Origin of the sequence: Streptomyces sp. NPDC092045 (assembly GCF_044756005.1) — a bacterium.
In the GTDB taxonomy this organism is placed as follows: domain Bacteria; phylum Actinomycetota; class Actinomycetes; order Streptomycetales; family Streptomycetaceae; genus Streptomyces.
The window spans coordinates 512,074-527,696 of sequence record NZ_JBIVSC010000001.1 but is presented as its reverse complement, the minus strand read 5'-3'; the positions used below and the strand labels follow the sequence as shown (position 1 = coordinate 527,696).

Here is a 15,623-nt window from a genome sequence, read left to right as displayed (position 1 = left end):
TCGCGCCACCCCTCCTCCCGCCGAAGACCGGAGACCGGAGACCGCCTCGCATGAACGCCGTCGAACCACCGCCGGACGACCTCGCGGCGCTGATCACGGCGATCAACGGGCTGCTCCCCGCGATGGCGATGACCCACGAGGACCTGGAGCTGGACTCGGTCGCCCACCGGACCGGCATCCCGGAGGAGGTCGTCCTCGCCCTGCTGCGGGGCGAGCCGGTGCCGGACGAGGCCCTGAACCCGGGCTTCACGGTCCGTCTGGCCTTCCTGCTCGACACCCGGCGCGCGCCGGACGGGAAGCCCTACAAGCAGATCCACATCGCGGACGCGCTGGGCCTGTCCCGGGGCATGGTCTCCGCCCTCCTCTCGGGCAGCCGGGAGGCCGGCCGGGCCGTGACGGCCTCGTTGGAGGAGTTCTTCGACGTGGACCCGGGCTTCCTGAGCACGAACGGCCGGCGGGCCCTCGCGCGGGCGCTGCGCCCCGTCTACGCGAGCCTCCTCACCCTGAGCACACTCCGGGGGGAGCGCGTCGGCCACCTCGCGCTGCGCAGCAGCATCGACGCGGCGGACATCAGGCTCGCCGGGCGGCTCCAGGAGGCCCTCGCGGCGGTCCTCACGCCCCCGCCGCCGGAGCAGGACCCGTCGGCGCGGGAGCCGTCGGAACGGGCCCCGCAGGCAGGGCCCCCGTGGGAACGGTCCTCCCCGCCGGAGCCCGCGACCGACCCGGAGGAGCGGGAGCTCCGGGAGATCGCCGACCAGGTCCGCGCCCTCGCCCCGCCCTCCCGCACCCGCCTCATGGGCAAGATCCGGGGGCTGCTGCGGCAGCCGTGACGGCCGGTTCTCAGCCGCGCGGCCCGCGCCGGGCCGCGGCCGGGAGAAGGCCCCGGCGCACCAGTTCCCGGAGCAGGACGACGCCGCACCCGAGCGGCGAGGGCCCGCTCGGGCGGACCACGAGCGACGCCCCGGCCTTCCGCACCGCCGCCGCGCGCAGTTCCTGCACCCCCAGGACGGCCCGCAGGAAGGGGCGGTGGGCCTCGGCCGCGAGGCCGACGAGCGGCCGCGCCGCCGCCAGGAAGGCGACGGCGGCGTCGGTCCGACCGGCGACCAGCTCCGCGACCCGGTCCGCGCGCGCCGTCTCCGCGCGGAGGTCCCGGGCCGTCAGGCCGTGCCGGGCGAGGGCCTCGTCCGAGACGCCGATCCTGCCCTCCCGGACGTCCTGCGCGAGGTCCTCCAGGAAGTCGATCCGCTGCATGGCGGTGATGAGCGCCAGGCAGGCGCGCTCGAACCCGGCCGACGCGGCCTCGCCGCCGGGCACCAGGAGGCCCATGGACAGCATCAGGGCGGGGAGCGAGTACTCCTCGACGTACCGCTCGACCTCGGCCTCCGTGCCGAACCGCTCCCAGGCCACCTCCAGGGCGGCCCCGTCGAGGAACGCCCGCACGCGGGCGCGCAGCACCGGGTGCCGGTCGACCGCCCACGCGAGGGCCCGGAGGACCGGGTGCGGGGACGCGCCGGTGGCCAGGGCCCCGTCCGTGAGCGCCCGCCACCGCCGGAGCGCCTCTTCGCGTTCGGACGGGCCGCCGCGGTCGATCCGGTCGTCGGTCTCGTGCATGAAGGCGACCAGGACGACGACGTCGGGCTGGAGCGGCGCCGGCAGCAGCAGCCGGGCCGCCGTGTACTCGGCGGGGGCGAACCGGCGCACCGCCCGGCGCTGTGCCGTGTATCCCCGGCGGGCCTCCGGCTCCCGGATGCCCGCGCGGTCGAGGACGCGTTCCCACATGTCCGGTTCCCTCCCGTCAGCCGCTGATCAGCACGCGGGCGGCGCGCGCGAGGAACCGGACGTCGGTCAGGGCCTTCGGCGGCAGCTCCATGTTCACGACCCCCATGTACCGCGCGTTCACGGCGGAATCGAGCACGGACGCCTCGGTGAGCCTGTCGGCGACCCACTTGCGCGCGCGGTGGCCCCGGGGGTACGGGCCGGTGACGTGGGGCTGTGCGAGGTCGGCCGCCGTGGAGAGCTGCCAGGCCCCCTCCACGACGGCTTCGACGAGGCGGAAGTAGTTCCGGGCCGGGAGGTGCGGAGAAGGAGTGGAACGGAGGTGGGCGCCGAGGGCGTTGGCCGCGAGCGCCGACAGCGTCAGGCCCTGGCCGTAGACCGGGTTGACGCTGGCCAGCGCGTCTCCCACGACGACGAGGCCGCCGGGGAACCGGTCGAGGCGGGAGTACGTGCGGCGGCGGCTCTCGACGAAGCGGTACGTCCTGACCCCGCCGATCATCGTGGAGGCGTCCGCCACCGTCCGGAGGGGCTCGACGCAGCGGCGCATCCGCCGGAGGAACTCCTCGGGGTCGGGCCCGGGGCGGTGGTCGGCGTAGCCGGCCAGGACGACGGACCAGCGGTCGTCCTCCACCGCGGTCAGGGCGCCGGGCTCCGTCACCGTGGGGAGGTAGCCGCTCGCGGGCCCCGGGCTGGAGTGGGCGACGACCGTGCCGCCCAGCTCGTCCCCCCGGTGGAACAGGGCGGTGGCGTATCCGAGGTCGATCCTCATGCCGTCGACGGGCGCCCTGTCCCAGCCGTGCCGGACGAGCCAGTCCTCCAGGGGGCTGTTGCGTCCCATCGCGTCGACCGCGAAGTCGGCGTCGATCGTCTCCCCCGCCGCGTCGCCGGGTCCGCCGACGGACCCGTCGGCGCCCTCGGGCGCCGCGGTGGTCACGCCGGTCACGCGGCCGTTCCGGAGCACGAGGCCGGTGGCCCGCGCCCGGACGAACCGCACGTTCGCGAGCCCTTCGACCCGGCGCCGCAGGTGGTTCTCCAGGAACGGCCGGGTGGCGCCGAGCATGCGCGCCCCGGCCACCGGTGCCTTCAGGCGCCCGTCCAGGTAGAACCGCACGTCCTCGCCCTCGCCCAGGAGCGCGCCGCCCTTCACCAGGTCGTCGGTGACGCCCGGGAACCAGCGCTCCAACTGCGCGTGCCCCATGGACAGCAGGGCGTGGAGCTGGTGCCGCTGCGGGGTCCGCCGCCCGAGGCCGTCGGGGCCGATGGCGTCGGGTTCCACCACCACGACGTCCTCGGCGTGGTCGCTCAGCACGCGGGCGGCGAAAAGCCCGGCGTAGCTTCCGCCCATGACGACGGCCCGCTTCACATGAACCCCCCGTCCCGGCCCGGCGGCCGGGTGATCGAACGCTGTCGGCGGCGCCGTGTTCCGCGCCGGCCGGTGCCGAGTCCTGTCGGCGACACCGTGTTCCGTACCGGCCGGTGCCGAACGCCGTCCGCGACGCCGTCCTCCGCACCGACCGGTCAGGACATTACCGCGCGGTCACCGGAGGTCCCCCGCGGGCCGGCGTCCCCGGCGCGCAGCTCCCGCAGCGCCGCGACGGCGAGGGGGTGGTCCAAGTGGGTGGCGACGAGCAGGAGTCGGCGCCGTTCGTCGGACGCGGCCGTGTCCTCCCCGGGAAGCGGAGCCGCCGGGGCGTCCGGCGGGACCGGGCGGGCCTGCCGCGAACGGGCCGCGCGGAGGCGGAGGGCGGCGTCGAGCAGGACGACCGCCGTCACGACGGCCTGCCGCTCCGCCGCGGAGAGGGACGGATCGCCCGCCTCCACGTGCCGTTCGGCGGTCCCGGCCGCCCCGGCCGAGGACCAGGCCCGCAGCACGCGCATCCCGTCGAGGATCTCGACCACCCGCCGGTGCAGCGTGAAGCGCACGTGGGTGAGGCGCAGGCCGGGGCCGCGCGGGTCGAGGGCGAGCCTTTCGTCCACGTCCTTCACCGCGAGCCGCCACAGCGGTTCGAGGGTCTTGACGTCCCTCCGTTCCCGCAGCCACGCGCTCACGGCGGCCCCGGTCATCCCGTAGCTCGTGAGGAGCGCCCCCACGGTGCCGAAGAGCGATCCCAGGACGCCCACCTCGTCGAGGGCGTGACCGCCCAGGCTCGCGAGGAGGACGGCCGGGACGTTGCACAGCACGTACCCGAAGCAGATCACCATCGACACGCTGAAGTACCGGACCGCGTGCCGGAGGTCCGGGTCTCGCGGGACCGTGCGCCGGGCCAGCCGCGCGGTGCCGAGCGTGGCGCAGGACAGCGCGCTCAGGAACAGGGCGAGGAAGGCGAGGACGAACGGCTGCCCCTCGGCGAAGTCGGTGTTGAAGCGCAGGGGGTCCGCCGGCCGCCCGTCCAGGTCGGCGGCCCGGAAGGTGACCGCCATGGCCGCGATCACGCCCGCGTACGCTCCGGCCCACGCCCGTGCGCGCCGGTTCACCCCGGCGCGTTCGCCGGGCGACGAGGTCACGGTCCAGAGCACCGTGAGGACGTGGGTGATCGCGTAGCAGACGACGATCCCCGCGTACACCGGGAGGGTCGCGGCGCTGGGGCGCCCGGTGAGCTCGCCGAGGAGGCGGTAGCCGGCCGGGCTGGCCGCCGCGTAGACCGGGACCGACACGGAGAAGCTGAGGGTGATCAGGGCCAGGGTGGCCGTCCGCTCCCGCAGGAGGGCCATGCCCTTCCCCGCGCTGATGAGCAGGTTGATCGCCGCCACGCAGAGGTAGACCGCCGTGGTCGTCCCCTCAGACACCGGCGCTCCTGTGCGCGAGGGTGGACGAGACCGGTTCGTCGCCGCGCGCCGCGGAGAGGTGCAGCCGTTGCAGCATGAGCGTCGCGAAGGTCTCCGCGCCCAGTTCGGCCTTCTTGCTGTAGTGGGACCTGGTCAGGATCCGCAGCGCGGCCTCGGGTTTGATGCCGGGCAGGAGCAGGCGGACCGTGGCCTCGTCCATCTCCAGGTCGTGGCCGCCGTCCTCGGCCGGGTGCTCCTCCCAGAGGTGGAAGAGCTCGTGCAGGGTGGCGTGTGCCCGGGTCAGCTCGCCGGCCAGCGCGTCGACGACGACGTACTCCCGGTCGTGGCCGCGGACGCAGAAGGCGGACACCTCCGGGGGGAGCGGGACCCGGACCATGGTGATCCGCTTGCCCCGCTTCTCCTCGACCGCCCTGATCACCGCCTCCATGTCGCCGGCGCCCACGAGGCCGAGATCGCGGTTGATGAGCCGTCCGGCCCGGCGCGTCGCCGCCCACAGGTGTCCCTGCTCGCGCAGGGCGGTCCACCTGCCGGCCGCCCGCCGCCCGCGCGCGTCCGGACGGCGCGGCTCCTTCAGGGGCATCCCGGGTCTCTCCTCGTGCGCGAAGCGGGGTTTCCCGCGCTGCCCCGCGGGCTCTTCCCGCGCGTCCGGTCAACTCACGGAGAGTTAGGCTTCCTTACCGGTTCGGCGCTCGCAAGGAATCGAGGATGCCCATCGGCGCATTGCGCGGATGGGCAGGGGGAGACTGTGGACGAACGCGGCGAAGCGGCCCACGGGGCCGACGACTTCGGCCTTTCCGAGGACGACGTGCGGCTTTACCGGGCGCTCCGGCGCGGGGACGACGACCTGGAGGCGGACGATCCGCGGCTGGAGAACCTGCGGAGCGTCGGGGTCGTCTTCACCGAGCCCCTCACCGACCGGCCCAGCACGAGGCCGCTCCCCCACGTCGAACGGGAGCTGATCCGCCGGGAACTTGACGAAGTCGAACGCCGCATCCGGCGGATCCGGCGGATTCCGTCGGTCCTGGGGGCCCTGGACCGGGCGGGGGCCGAAGTCCGGCCCGACACCGACGCGATCGAGATCGTCGAGGGCCCGACGGCCGTCCACCACCTCCTCCACAACGCGATCGAGACCTCCACCGCCGTCTGGTCGTCCCAGACGCGGCCGAGGCACGCGGAGCGGCTGGCGGCGTCGACCGTCCGCGACGTCGCCCTCCTGGAGCGGGGCGGCGTCCGCTACCGCAGCCTCTATCCGACGAGCGCCCGGACCCGGGCCCCCGAGACCGAGTACGCCCGGAGGACGGCCGGGACGGGGGCCGCCGAGAGCAGGACCTCCTCGCGCAGGTTCCCCCGCATGGTCATCACCGACACGGTGGCGCTGATCTCGGACCGCCGGGCGGGCGAGGGGAAGGACGAACCCGCCATCGCCGTCCGGGATCCGGCGCTGCTCGCGTGGCTGCGGGAGGAGTACGAGCTGCACTGGGAGGCGGCGGACCCCTGGTTCCCGGCGCCGGCGGACGGCCCCAGCGACCGCGGGCTGATCGAGCGCGACATCCTCCGGATGCTCTCCGAGGGCGGCACCCGCGAGGCCATCGCCCGGTCGCTGGAGATCAGCCCGCGCACCTACACGACCTACGTGGCGGCCCTGCGCGCCCGCTTCGAGGTCAGGACGAACGAACAGCTGATGTACGAACTCGGCAAGCGGCAGCGGGCGGGCGTCGACGACGGGTGATCCCGCGCGGGAGGCGTACCGGAGGCGAACGCCGTCCGCACCCGGCCGCGCGCGGGCCCGTTCCCGTCACCCGGGGCGGCGCGGCTCCGGGACCCCGGTCTTCGCGCCGTCCGGTTCCGGGTCCCCGTCCCGTCGGCCGGACCGGCCGAGGGGGGCGGTGAGGAGGACGGCGGTGGGCGTGCCGGCGACGACGCCGCTGCCCAGGACCGTGCGGGCCCGGCCGGGGAAGCCGTCGCACGGGCCGGGGGTCAGGAGCGGCGGCGGGCCGGTGGCGAGGGCCGGGGCGGCGGCCGTGGAGCCCGTGCCGGAGGGGTCGGCGCGGTGGGGCCTCTCGGCGCCCATCACGGCGATCACCGCGCAGACGACGAGCGAGGAGCCGCCCACGACCGCCCCCGGGACGCAGGCGAGGGCGCGGGAGACGGGGGCCGCCGGGCCGACCGGGAAGAACGTTCGTCCGGCGGGGTGCGCCGCCGCCGGCGCACCGGCGGCCCCGGCGCCCGCGTCCTGGTGGTGGCGGTCGCCGACCACGTGGAGGTCCTGGAACCCCGACGCGGCCGGCGACCGGAGCCTTACGGGAGGGCGGCGGGGCCGAGGAGGGCGGCGGGCCCCCGCCGGCCGGTGGATCCCTCGTGGCCGGTGGGCCCCCGCCGGTCGGCGGAACCCTGGTGGGCGGCGAAGCGCTGAGGGGCGGTGGGCCCCGGGAGCACGTCGAATCCCGGGAGGGCGGAGCCCTCGGGGAGTCGGCCCGTGAGGCGCGCCGGCCCCTCCGCGGCGGCCCTGGCCGCCAGGAACGGGCCGCGCGCGGTGGCCGTGACGGCTCCCCCGGCGGTGACGCCGGTCAGCCGGCGGCTGCCCGCCGCGAGCAGGTACCGCGTGCCCGAGGGCGCCGTCCAGTACGCGCCCGCGAGAACGTGCTGACCGAAGCGGCCGCACGCCGCCGTGTCCCGGAGGTCCGCCACGGGCCGGGGCGCGGGGCCGCCCGGCGCCTCGAAGGAGACGGACGCCCGGCCGCTCCCCTCCCAGGTCTCCACGCGGGAGCAGACCCACAGGGCCCGGCCCGCCCGCTCGGGCAGGGGCTGTTCGGCGTACTCCCAGCGGTTGACCGACCGGATCCCGGCGCCGTGCAGCGGTGCCAGGGAGCAGGCCGAGCGCGCCCAGGCCGCGAGCCCGCGTGCGCCGGTCGCCTCGCGGGGCGCGCGCGCCGGGACGTCCGCGCCCGGCGGGGGCGTCCACGTGAGGTGCGCGGGGACGAGTTCCCCGAGGTCGGCGAGGAGGAAGGCGTGGTCCTCGACGATCCGGGTCGAGGAGCGGAGCTGGAGCGCGGTCGCGCCCGCGCACGCGCCGGGCGCACGCCCCGGGTCGGACAGGACGCCGTACGGGACGGGGCCGGTCACCCCGTCCGGTGTGACGTCCAGCGGGCGGGCGGCGGTGCCGGGCGCGCCGAGGTCCCGTACCGCCGCCTCGGCGATCCAGGGCGCGAGGAGGTACCGGGCCCGCCCGGCGGTGCGGGTGAGGGCCACGGCGGCGCCGGTGGTGACGTCGGAGTCGTCGGCCCGCGCGAGGTCGAGGGCGGCGGGCCCGCGTCCGTCGCGGGGTTCGGCGTACCGGGCGAGCCTGCGTCCGTCGTGCAGGAGCACCACGGCCGCGCCGTCGACCGGGCCCGCGAAGAGGAGCCGGGGCGGTTCGGCGGGCGGGGAGACGGGCGTGTCCGGCGCGGCGGTCAGCCGGACGCCGTCCCCGGCGCCCCGGGCCCACGCCTCCAGGGCCCGCCGGAGCAGGGCCGTGTCCCGTGTCCCGGCGCCCCGGGCGGGCCAGGCGGTGAGGTCGACGCGCGAGGTGTCGGCCCAGCGGTCGGCGGGCGTGCGGACGAGCGCGGCGGGGTCCGCCGTCCGGTCCGGGACGGCCCGGGAGCCGGCGGGCTCCGCCTCCGTCCCGGCCCGGACCCCGGCGGTGACGGCGACGCCCGTCGTGACGAGCAGCAGCGCGCCGGCGAGGGCGGCGAGCCGGGTGTGCCGGCGGCGGCGCAGGAGGTCGGTGGGGCGGGTGTGGACGGTGCAGGGGTCGAACTCGGCGCTGTGGAGGAGCGTCTCGACGTCGGTGCCGGACGCGGCGCCGATCCGTTCGGCGGCCCGGAGGGCGGCGGCGGGATCCGTGACGCCCGCCGAGGCGAGGAGCCGGGCGGCCGCGTCGGCGGGGAGGCCTTCGAGCGTCCGCAGGGCGAGTGCGGCCCGGGTGGCGGGGGCGGCCTCGGCGAGGGCCCGGTCGAGGGCGAGTTCGTCGGTCCCACCGGCCCGGGGGAAGAGCCGCAGGCCGAGGACGAGGGGCAGCGGGAAGGGGAACGGGGGTGGGAAGCGGCGCGGTGGGCGGAGCGCGGCGCGGACGACGGTCGCCCGCAGCCACGCGTGCGCGGGGCGCTCGCCGGAGCGCTGCCCGGGCAGGGAGGCCCCGGCGCGCGGCGCCCCGTCCTTGGGCCGGCCGGCCGTCTCCGCCAGGGAGTTCTGGACCAGGGCGTGGGCGGCGAGGACCCGGCGGTGGCGGCCGAGCGCGGGCGGCAGGACGAGGTAGGCGAGCCGTACGAGCGCGGGGTAGTGCTCGACGAGCGCGGCCTCGGCGGCCTCGCGGGCGGGGCGGTGGGCTGGTATCGCGGCGCCGGGGACGGCGTGACGGGAGGGCATGCCCGGCAAACGAGCCCGGCGGGTCCGGCGTCACTCCGTACCCGTGGCGGGTCCACGCCTCGGGGACGGCGGGGGGTGCGGGTGCCGGGTGTCAGGCACCGGGCACCGGGCACCGGGCACGACAACGGGACCACCGGCCCCAAGGTCCGGTGGTCCCGCCTGTGAGTGCCCTTCGGACGTCGTCACGCGCGCGCGGGCCCGTTCCCGTTCGGACCGTTCCCGTCCGGCCCGGCCCGCGGCCGCTCCCGCCGCGGGCTCCGCGCGCGTGGCGCCCGTTCTCCGGCGCCTACTTGGGCATCAGCACGGTGTCGACGATGTAGACGGTCGCGTTGGCCGTGGGGACGTTGCCGCAGACGACCTTCGAGGAGTCGTTGACCGTGTACTCCTCGCCCGAGCCCTTCGTGGTCAGCGTGCTCTTCTGGAGGGTCTCGAAGGTTCCGTTCTCCAGCTGCTTCGGGGTCAGCTTCTGGCCCACCACGTGGTAGGTGAGGATCTTGGTGAGCATGTCCTTGTCGGCGAGGACCTTGTCCAGGTCGGCCTTCGGGATCTTCGCGAAGGCGTCGTTGGTCGGCGCGAACACGGTGATGTTCTGGGCGTTGTTGAGGGTGTCGACCAGTCCGGCCTGCTTGACGGCGGTCACCAGGGTGGACAGGGCCGGGTTGTTCGAGGCGGCCGTGGCGACGGGGTCCTTCGCCATGCCGTCGAAGGAGCCGGCGCCCTCCTTCGGCACACCGGCACAGGCCGGGCCGAACGGGCCGTCGGGCGTCATGCCCGAGTCGGCGGGGGCCGAGGTGTTCTCCTGCGCGGGCGCGCTGGAGGCCGGGGCGCCGGACCCGGACGCCTCGTTCTTGCCGGAGTCCGAGCAGGCGGCCAGGGAGAAGGGGAGCACGGCCGCGGCGGCCACGGCGACGGCGGCGCGGCGGATGCGGGAAGTGTTCATGGGAGGAACCTCTTTGGTCCGGATGCGTAGAGGACTGCGCACGTATGTGGAGAGACGGCACTGCCTCCCCGGCGGGGGGCGGTGGCGCGTCCGGGCCGTCGGCGGCGAATCGTTCGCTTCCGGCCCTGCTGTCACGGGTGATTCGGAACAGGGCGCCGACCGGATGGGTCCGAAAGGAGCTTTCACTCGTTCGAGCGAGAAAAGGGCCGCGCGTTAGGGTGTGGGGTGCTTCCCCGGACCCTCCCCGCCCACCCGTCCCTCGCCGACGCCGTCCTCCTCGGCCACACGGAGCGGGGGCGGGAGTGGCCGCTCCTCGCCTGGGCCCCGGGGCCGGGCGTGCGGATGGTGTCGAGCGCGGTGCTCGGCGGGGGCATCGGCGAGCGGGGGTGGGTGGTCAACGCCCAGGTGCCGCCCGGTTACGACCGGCTCGACCCCGTCGCCCACCTCCGTGAACTCGCCTCGGGCGCCGGGCTCTCCGGCCCGGGCGTCGGCCTCATGACGGCGGCCTCGGTCGCGGACCGGCGCCACGCGGTGGACGGCGGCGCGCACGCCGTGGTCACGGCCGGGATCGGGGTGCGGGGCTGGGCCGCCGCCCCGGGCACCGGCGGGATCGCGGTCCCGCGCCCCGGGACGATCAACATCATCGTGTCGCTGCCCGTGCCCCTGACGGACGCGGCCCTCGTGAACGCGGTGGCCACCGCCACCGAGGCGAAGACGCAGGCCCTGGTCGAGCTGGGCGCGGACGCCTCCGGCACTCCGACGGACGCCGTCTGCGTGGCCGCGTCCTCCCCCGGCGCGGACGGGACCGGACCGTTCGCGGAGCCTTTCGCGGGACCGCGCTCGCTCTGGGGCGCACGGCTCGCCCGCGCCGTGCACCGGGCGACCCGGGAGGCCTGCGCGGGGCTGCTGGCCGCCGAGCGCACCGGCCCCGCCGCCTGAGGCGCGCTCGCATCGCTTGTGCGTCGTAACCTGGTCGCATGAGCGATGCGGCGATGTACGGCCTCACCACCGGAGCGGTGGCGCGGCGCCTCGGGGTGTCACCGACCACCCTGCGCTCCTGGGACCGGAGGTACGGGATGGGCCCCGCCGCCCGTGAGGACGGGCGGCACCGGCGCTGGGCCCCGGAGGACGTCGCGATGCTGGAGGAGATGTGCCGGCTGACGGCCTCGGGGGCACCGCCGGCCGAGGCGGCGCGGATCGCGCGGACGGGCAGGACGGAGGCCTCGGACGCGGTTCCCGACACGGTGCCGGGGGCGCGGGTCCGGTCGGCCGTTCCGGACCCGGGGGCGGAACCGGATCCGGAACCGGAACCGGTGCACGAGCGGGAACCGGCGTACGAGCGGGAGCCGGGCCCCGGAGGGCCCCGGCCGGCCCGGCAGCCCGGGTCCGGCAACGGGCTGCCGCTCGGCGACGTGCGGCGGGAGTGCCGGGGGCTCGCGCGGGCCGCCGTGCGGCTCGACGGGCCCGCCCTGGACGCGCTGCTCCGGGACGCGATCGCGGACCACGGGCTCGTCACCGCCTGGGAGGAGGTGATGGCCCCCACCCTGCACGCGGTGGGGCGCAAGTGGGAGTCGTCCGGCGACCGTTACGTCGAGGTGGAGCACCTGCTGTCCTGGCACGTGTCGACCGCGCTCCGGCAGGTCGCGCCCGCCGGACACGGCGCCATGGCCCCCGTACCGCCCGTGCTCCTGGCCTGTGTGCCCGGTGAGCAGCACACCCTGCCGCTCGAAGCGCTGGCGGCCGGGCTCTCCGAACGCGGTCTGCCGACCCGGATGTTCGGCGCGGCCGTTCCCGCCGAGGCGCTCGACGCCGCCGTGCGGCGCATGGGCCCGGCCGCGGTCGTGCTCTGGTCCCAGGCGCGCTCCACCGCGCACCACGCCCTCGCCCGGCACGTCGCCGGGAGTTCGTTCGGCGTGAAGGGGGCACGGACGCGTCCGCTGATGCTCCTGGCCGGGCCCGGCTGGGCGGGCCGGACCCCGGGGCCGGGGACGCTGCGCCCGGGAGGCCTTCGGGAGGCGCTCGACGCGCTCTCCCACCACGCGGCAGGACGGACCGTCCCCCCGGTGTGACCGCGCGACCGGGCGCGGAACGGGATCCGGCGGTCTCAGCCGTGCGACAGCAGCGCCGCCGTGAGTTCGGCCGCCCGGCGGTGCCAGAGGTCCGCGCCCCGGAGCATGGCGTGGCCGCCGATCCGCATCGGGATGCCCACCGCGTCGGCCCCCGCCGCCCTGGCCCTGCGGACGAAGTCCCAGGACTCGCGGGCGGAGGTGACCCGGTCGGTCTCGTCGTGGAGCAGGTAGAGGCGCCGGCCGCCGAGGTGCTCGACGGGCTCGCCGGACGGGCACCAGGGCGCGAGGGCGACGACCCCGCGCACGGCCGGGTCGCCGGCGGCGCGGAGCGCGGCGCGGCCGCCCATGGAGTGGCCGAGGAGCACGACGGGCACGGGCCCGATCCGCTCCCGGAGGTCGTTCAGGGCGGTCTCGGCGTCCCGGGCGGCGTCCGCGCGCTCGCCGTTCCAGCCGCGGTGGCGGTAGCGGACCTCGGCGACGAGGACGCTCCGGCCCCGGACGGCGCGGGTCACGGCGGCGGCGAAGGGACGCATGCGCAGCGCGGGGAGGTTGAGGGCGGGCGGCGGCTCGGGCCCGTCGGCACGGCCGCCGTGGAGCAGCAGGACGGCCGCGGCGGGGGCCGCGGGGGCGCTGCGGACGAGGAGGGCGCCGGTGCCGGCGCGCCGGGTGCGGCAGACGTTCACCGCGCGGCCGTCCCGCCCGCGCGCCGGTGCGCCGGCCGGGGGGAGAACCCGCTCGCGCGGGCCTCGTGGGCCGCGTGTCCGGGCCGCTGTGCCATGGGGCCTCCAGGAGTCGCTTGCCGCTTCCCAGAACGAGCGGTCCGCTCGTGGCGAGGGGGGAGACGACCGTGAGGGCCGCAGTCTGCCAGGTCTCACGGGCCGTCGGGTACGGGCCCCTCCGGACGGGGAGGCCCCGGAGCGGTCCGGGCGCCGGGCTTCCGGCCGCCCGGACGGGGAGCGGGGCGGGCCGGACGGGCGGACCCGGCGGAGGACGGGCCTCCCGCGGGTCATAGAACGTCAGGTCTCCGGAGCGGGGCCCGGGCCCGGTCCGGAGCCGCATGCGGAACCCCGTGCGGAGCCGGGTGCGGAACGGGGTGCGGGGCCGGGCCCGCCGTCGGGTCCGGTACCGGCCTCGGTGGCGGGTCCGGTACCGGCCTCGGTGGCGGGTGCGCGTCCGGCCTCGGTGGCGGGTGCGCGTCCGGCCTCGATGGCAGGTGCGCGTCCGGGTCCGGCACCGGGCCCGCGTCCGGGCTCAAGCGGTGGCGGCCTCGGCCACGGCGAGGCTGCGGCGCATCCGCTGGAGGCCCCGGCGCGCGTGGCTCTTGACGGTGCCGAGGGGCATGCCGGTCCGGTGGGCGATCTGCGTCTGCGTCAGGTCCCCGAAGAACGCGAGGGCCAGGACGTCGCGCTGGACGCGCGGCAGGCGGGCGAGTTCGCGGGTGACCACGATCCGGTCGAGGACGTGCTCGGGGCCCTCGCCGGTGCCGTCGGACGGGGGCAGGGCCGCTCCGGCGGCGGCGACGAGGTCGAGCCGCCGGGTGCGGGCGGTGAGGGCGTCGGCGATCTTCCGCCGGGTGATGCCGACGAGCCAGCCGGGCAGGGAGCCGCGCTCGGGGCGGTATCCGGCGCGACCGCGCCAGGCGGCGAGGAAGACCTGTTGGGTGACGTCCTCGGCCTCGCGCGGGTCGCCCAGGGCGCGGGCGGCCAGGGTGTGCACGAGGCGTGCCCAGCGGTGGTGGGCGAGGACGAGGCAGCGCTCGTCGCCCCGGAGGAGCCCCAGGCCGACCTCCGCGTCGGAGAGGCCGGGAGGAAGGTCCGCCTCCCCGTCCGGAAGGGCGGTGGGGAGGACGGCGGAAAGGTCCGCCTCCCCGTCCCGCCGGGGGTCCGCGGGGTGGGCGGGGGCGGTCGGTCCGTCGGCGGGGGCGGGGCCGCGGACGGCCGTACGGGCTGCGTTCATGGCGAAGCTCCTTCTCGCTGGGGCTCCGTGCCCCCGGCTCCCTCAGCCTCCGGCCGGGGAGCGAGGTGGAACAACTCGCATCGTTTGTGCGTCGTCTTTCCTCTTCCGATGCGACGCCTCCCGTTGCACCCTCCCGTCCCTCGCCCCTCCCGCCCCCCTCCCGGCCTTTCCGCCCCTCGCCCTACTCCAGGCCCCTGCCGTGCCGGAAGCGGGCGGTGCCGTCGGCGAGTGCGACGAGCGGTTCGGGGTAGTCGTACGCGGCCCGGTCCCGTTCCTTCAGCTTCCAGGGCTCGTGGACCGAGGCGCCGGGGAGGGCGGCGAGTTCGGGGACCCAGCGGCGGACGTAGGCGCCGTCGGGGTCGTAACGCCTGCCCTGGGCGACGGGGTTGAGGACCTTGTTCGGACGGCTGTCGGCCCCCGTCCCGGCCACCCACTGCCAGTTGAGCTGGTTGTTGGCGAGGTCGCCGTCCACGAGGAGGCTCAGGAAGTGCCGGGCGCCCTCCCGCCAGTCGAGGTAGAGCGTCTTGGTGAGGAAGGAGGCGGTGAGCAGCCGTCCCCTGTTGTGCATCCAGCCCTCGTGGGCGAGTTGGCGCAGGGCCGCGTCCACCACGGGGTAGCCGGTCCGGCCCTCCCGCCAGGCCCGCAGGTCCGCCTCGGCCGCCGCGTCCCGCCGCCAGCGGTCGTGCCGGGGCCGGTAGTCCTCGGCGGCGGCCCCGGGCCGCGCGGAGAGCATCTGGCGGTGGAAGTCCCGCCAGCAGAGCTGCCGCACGAAGGCCTCGGCGCCCGGGCCGCCCCGGGCGCGGGCCCGGTGGACCGCCTCGGTGGCCGAGAGCGCGCCGAAGTGGAGGTACGGGGAGAGGCGCGAGGTGGTGTCGCCGGCGAGGTCGTCGTGGCCCGTCTCGTAGGCGTCGGCGTGCCGGGAGAGCCAGGCGCCGAGCTTGCGCCGGCCCGTGCTCTCGCCGCCCTCGACCAGGCCCTCGGACACGCCCGCCACCGAGGCGCGCGACGGCGGTTCGTCGGAGCGCAGGCCGTCCGGCACCCTTACTGCCCGGGGGGCTGCCAGCGGCGACCGGAGCGGCTCGCCCGACCAGCGCCGGAAGTACGGGGTGAAGACCGCGAAGTGGTCCGAGCCCTGCGGGGTGACGTCGCCGGGCGGCACGACGGTGGTCACGGCGTCGTGCACGTAGAGGCGGCGCCCGTCGGACTCCAGGGCGTCCCGGAGCCGTTCCTCGCGGGCGCGGGCGAAGGACGAGTGGTCGGCGGCCATGTGGACCTCGTCGGCGTCGGCCTGCCGGACCACGCCGCACACCTCGGCCACGGTGTCGCCCTCGCGCACGACGAGCCGCCCGCCGCGCCGCCGCAGTCCGGCGTCGAGGTCGGTCAGGCAGTCGGCGAGGAAGGCGAGCCGGTTCGGCGCGGCGAACCCGGCCCGGTCGACGGCGGGGTCGCGGACGAACAGCGGGACGACCTCGTCCGCCGCGTCCACGGCGGCGCGCAGGGGCGGATGGTCGTGCATCCGGAGGTCGGAGGTGAAGAGGACGACGGAGACGGTCATGGCGCCTGTTCCTGGGGTTCGGCCACCGGGCGGGCGTCGGGGGGCCGGACGCCGCCCGGTGGACTGGGCTGTGGCGCGGCCGCGCCCGCGGCACGGCGGGACCGTGTCGCGACACGGCGGTGTCTGCGGTGCGCCC

Annotated in this window: 14 protein-coding genes; 4 read left to right on the top strand and 10 right to left on the bottom strand. The window is 77.0% G+C overall.

Annotation, left to right across the window (positions count from 1 at the left end):
* The first annotated feature begins 50 nt into the window (after nucleotides 1–50).
* Nucleotides 51–830: a hypothetical protein gene (locus ACIQKA_RS02465; RefSeq protein ID WP_390107057.1), complete on the top strand. Its 780-nt coding sequence runs from the start codon at nucleotides 51–53 to the stop codon at nucleotides 828–830.
* A gap of 10 nt (nucleotides 831–840) precedes the next feature.
* On the opposite strand, the gene ACIQKA_RS02460 is transcribed toward ACIQKA_RS02465, so the two are convergent.
* The 4 genes from ACIQKA_RS02460 to ACIQKA_RS02445 all read right to left on the bottom strand — a co-directional run bounded on the left by ACIQKA_RS02460 (nucleotide 841) and on the right by ACIQKA_RS02445 (nucleotide 5,143).
* On the bottom strand, nucleotides 841–1,779 hold the full coding sequence (locus tag ACIQKA_RS02460; RefSeq protein WP_390107059.1) for a phytoene/squalene synthase family protein: 939 nt from the start codon (nucleotides 1,777–1,779) through the stop codon (nucleotides 841–843).
* Nucleotides 1,780–1,795: 16 nt separating this feature from the next.
* Complete coding sequence (locus tag ACIQKA_RS02455) at nucleotides 1,796–3,139, bottom strand: FAD-dependent oxidoreductase (RefSeq protein ID WP_402539712.1); 1,344 nt, start codon at nucleotides 3,137–3,139, stop codon at nucleotides 1,796–1,798.
* A 155-nt stretch (nucleotides 3,140–3,294) separates the two neighbouring features.
* The gene (locus ACIQKA_RS02450; protein WP_402539710.1) at nucleotides 3,295–4,563 is read right to left on the bottom strand and encodes an MAB_1171c family putative transporter; all 1,269 of its coding nucleotides are present in this window, start codon (nucleotides 4,561–4,563) and stop codon (nucleotides 3,295–3,297) included.
* Nucleotides 4,556–5,143, bottom strand: a complete 588-nt coding sequence (locus ACIQKA_RS02445; RefSeq protein WP_383154925.1) for a hypothetical protein — start codon at nucleotides 5,141–5,143, stop codon at nucleotides 4,556–4,558. The genes ACIQKA_RS02450 and ACIQKA_RS02445 overlap by 8 nt, the downstream gene beginning before the upstream one ends.
* A gap of 165 nt (nucleotides 5,144–5,308) precedes the next feature.
* Here ACIQKA_RS02445 and ACIQKA_RS02440 point away from each other — a divergent pair, with 165 nt between their 5' ends.
* Nucleotides 5,309–6,292, top strand: coding sequence for a LuxR C-terminal-related transcriptional regulator (locus tag ACIQKA_RS02440; protein WP_383154922.1), 984 nt, complete (start codon nucleotides 5,309–5,311; stop codon nucleotides 6,290–6,292).
* 66 nt (nucleotides 6,293–6,358) lie between these two features.
* Here ACIQKA_RS02440 and ACIQKA_RS02435 read toward each other — a convergent pair whose 3' ends face one another.
* The 3 genes from ACIQKA_RS02435 to ACIQKA_RS02425 form a co-directional block, all read right to left on the bottom strand.
* Entirely contained in the window at nucleotides 6,359–6,820 is a 462-nt protein-coding gene (locus tag ACIQKA_RS02435; protein ID WP_402539707.1) for a hypothetical protein, read from the bottom strand.
* 41 nt (nucleotides 6,821–6,861) lie between these two features.
* On the bottom strand, nucleotides 6,862–8,967 hold the full coding sequence (locus ACIQKA_RS02430; RefSeq protein WP_402539706.1) for a hypothetical protein: 2,106 nt from the start codon (nucleotides 8,965–8,967) through the stop codon (nucleotides 6,862–6,864).
* 286 nt (nucleotides 8,968–9,253) lie between these two features.
* Nucleotides 9,254–9,907 carry a fasciclin domain-containing protein gene (locus ACIQKA_RS02425; protein ID WP_383154916.1) on the bottom strand — a complete coding sequence of 218 codons (654 nt, stop codon included), beginning with the start codon at nucleotides 9,905–9,907 and terminating at the stop codon, nucleotides 9,254–9,256.
* A gap of 225 nt (nucleotides 9,908–10,132) precedes the next feature.
* Here ACIQKA_RS02425 and ACIQKA_RS02420 point away from each other — a divergent pair, with 225 nt between their 5' ends.
* Both ACIQKA_RS02420 and ACIQKA_RS02415 read left to right on the top strand, forming a co-directional pair.
* Nucleotides 10,133–10,846, top strand: a complete 714-nt coding sequence (locus tag ACIQKA_RS02420) for an adenosylcobinamide amidohydrolase (protein ID WP_402539705.1) — start codon at nucleotides 10,133–10,135, stop codon at nucleotides 10,844–10,846.
* Nucleotides 10,847–10,884: 38 nt separating this feature from the next.
* Nucleotides 10,885–11,976, top strand: coding sequence for a MerR family transcriptional regulator (locus ACIQKA_RS02415; protein WP_391093940.1), 1,092 nt, complete (start codon nucleotides 10,885–10,887; stop codon nucleotides 11,974–11,976).
* Between the two features lie 35 nt (nucleotides 11,977–12,011).
* Here ACIQKA_RS02415 and ACIQKA_RS02410 read toward each other — a convergent pair whose 3' ends face one another.
* From ACIQKA_RS02410 to ACIQKA_RS02400, 3 genes are all read right to left on the bottom strand, one after another.
* Nucleotides 12,012–12,659, bottom strand: a complete 648-nt coding sequence (locus ACIQKA_RS02410; protein ID WP_383154908.1) for an alpha/beta fold hydrolase — start codon at nucleotides 12,657–12,659, stop codon at nucleotides 12,012–12,014.
* Nucleotides 12,660–13,227: 568 nt separating this feature from the next.
* Nucleotides 13,228–13,932 carry a sigma-70 family RNA polymerase sigma factor gene (locus tag ACIQKA_RS02405; protein WP_383433616.1) on the bottom strand — a complete coding sequence of 235 codons (705 nt, stop codon included), beginning with the start codon at nucleotides 13,930–13,932 and terminating at the stop codon, nucleotides 13,228–13,230.
* Nucleotides 13,933–14,113: 181 nt separating this feature from the next.
* On the bottom strand, nucleotides 14,114–15,487 hold the full coding sequence (locus tag ACIQKA_RS02400) for a cryptochrome/photolyase family protein (protein ID WP_402539704.1): 1,374 nt from the start codon (nucleotides 15,485–15,487) through the stop codon (nucleotides 14,114–14,116).
* Nucleotides 15,488–15,623: the final 136 nt, after the last annotated feature.

What these genes read in the sequence shown, in the direction of transcription:
- ACIQKA_RS02465 (WP_390107057.1), top strand. Translation starts at nt 51, where the DNA reads ATGAACGCCGTCGAACCACCGCCGGACGACCTCGCGGCGCTGATCACG.
- ACIQKA_RS02460 (WP_390107059.1), bottom strand. Translation starts at nt 1,779, where the DNA reads ATGTGGGAACGCGTCCTCGACCGCGCGGGCATCCGGGAGCCGGAGGCC.
- ACIQKA_RS02445 (WP_383154925.1), bottom strand. Translation starts at nt 5,143, where the DNA reads ATGCCCCTGAAGGAGCCGCGCCGTCCGGACGCGCGCGGGCGGCGGGCG.
- ACIQKA_RS02430 (WP_402539706.1), bottom strand. Translation starts at nt 8,967, where the DNA reads ATGCCCTCCCGTCACGCCGTCCCCGGCGCCGCGATACCAGCCCACCGC.
- ACIQKA_RS02425 (WP_383154916.1), bottom strand. Translation starts at nt 9,907, where the DNA reads ATGAACACTTCCCGCATCCGCCGCGCCGCCGTCGCCGTGGCCGCCGCG.
- ACIQKA_RS02415 (WP_391093940.1), top strand. Translation starts at nt 10,885, where the DNA reads ATGAGCGATGCGGCGATGTACGGCCTCACCACCGGAGCGGTGGCGCGG.
- ACIQKA_RS02405 (WP_383433616.1), bottom strand. Translation starts at nt 13,932, where the DNA reads ATGAACGCAGCCCGTACGGCCGTCCGCGGCCCCGCCCCCGCCGACGGA.
- ACIQKA_RS02400 (WP_402539704.1), bottom strand. Translation starts at nt 15,487, where the DNA reads ATGACCGTCTCCGTCGTCCTCTTCACCTCCGACCTCCGGATGCACGAC.